The following is a 1,643-nucleotide window of genomic DNA, read 5'->3' on the forward strand; positions in this document are numbered from 1 at the left end:
TCACCAACCATCGCCAACCACCCCACACCTGGCCAGCAACCACCGGTACCTGCCAGCGACCCTAGGCCACACCCCCCACCAAACCCCCGCATTTACCCCACCACCCACCCGTGTCGACCCCAACCGGCGCAATACCCATGTCCGAAAAAGCGCTGTCCACGTCGGCGCACGCAAATCCGCCGGAAAGCGGGCCACATTCGGGTGCTACCGGAAGAAGCCGGAAATTCCCGAACCGGAATTGAATCCACCAGAGTTGTCATTGCCGGAATTTACGATACCCGAGCTGTCGTCACCCGAATTCGAGATACCCGCGAGGCCGTTACCCGAATTAACAAATCCGGCATTATTGGTACCGATGTTACTGAAACCGGAATTGAAACCGGGAATGAGCGCGGGTCCGGCATTCGAGAATCCTGAATTACCGATGCCCGTGTTGAAGAAGCCAGAGTTGACGGTGCCGTTAGGATCGCTGTTACCAAAACCCGAGTTTCCGGCACCCAGATTGCCGAATCCAGAATTCGAGACCGGCTGGTCCACCGCGCTGGCGAAACCGGTATTGAGATTGCCGCCATTGAAGCCACCGGTGTTGGTGTTACCCCCGTTGAAGAAGCCGGTGTTGACATTCCCCGCGTTCCAGGAGCCGGTGTTCGAGTCGCCCGCGTTCATGAAGCCGGTGTTTCCCGCACCGGAATTGCCGAAGCCGGTGTTGTGGGTGCCGACGTTGAAACTGCCGGAATTTCCATTTCCGCCGTCAAAAATACCGAAGTTAGAGCTCCCGGCGCAGCCGAAGCCGGTGTTTGAACTACCTGCATTCCAGAAACCGGTGTTGAAGTCGCCGGCGTTACCGAAACCCGTATTCCCGCTGCCCGAGTTCATCCAGCCGATGTTGTTGTTACCAGAGTTGAAGAAGCCGACATTGTTGTTGCCCGAGTTGAACAAGCCGATATTGTTGCTGCCCGAATTCAAAGCGCCGAAGCCGATTTGACCGTTGCCGGTCAGCCCAAAACCGATGTTGTCATTGCCGTTGTTGCCGAACCCGATATTGCCGGTACCGAGGTTTCCGAATCCGATGTTCCCCCCACCGAGATTACCGCTGCCGAGGTTGAAGTCGCCGGTGTTTCCGCTGCCCAGGGACACGTCGGCCAGGTTGCCGCTGCCGATGTTGATGGTGCCGAAGTTTCCGCTGCCCAGGTTGAGGCTGCCGATGTTGCCGCTGCCGAGGTTGCCGCTGCCGAAGTTGCCGCTGCCGAAGTTGTAGTCCCCGGTGTTTCCGCTGCCGCTATTCGCGGTCCCGGTATTGCCGCCGCCCCAGTTTTCGCCGCCGTAATTCCCGCTGCCGAGGTTGGTGTCGCCGATATTGCCGCTGCCGAGGTTGAGCCCACCGATGTTGCCGCTGCCCAGGTTGAACGAGCCGATGTTGCCGAACCCCAGGTTGAAGACGAAGTCGTCAAGCCATTGCGAAACAGCCGCCGGGGCGGCCGTCGCCGGGGCGCTGAGCGCGGCCGGCGCACTGACCGCGGCGCCGGCCTGGGTCGCACCACCGATCAGACCCGACAACCCGGGCAAACCCGCCAACGAACCCGCCCAGGAAGCCAACTGCCCAGCCGCCGCCGACACCCCACCGTGATAACCCACCATGGCCG

Annotated in this window: 1 protein-coding gene; it reads right to left on the minus strand. The window is 60.6% G+C overall.

Translation table 11 applies throughout. From position 1 onward, the window contains the following. Positions 1 to 204: 204 nt before the first annotated feature. Positions 205 to 1,643: beta strand repeat-containing protein (locus EET13_RS18560; protein ID WP_136623194.1), on the minus strand; the 1,439-nt coding region annotated here is incomplete at its 5' end.

This window comes from Mycobacterium attenuatum (genome assembly GCF_900566085.1).
GTDB lineage: Bacteria > Actinomycetota > Actinomycetes > Mycobacteriales > Mycobacteriaceae > Mycobacterium > Mycobacterium attenuatum.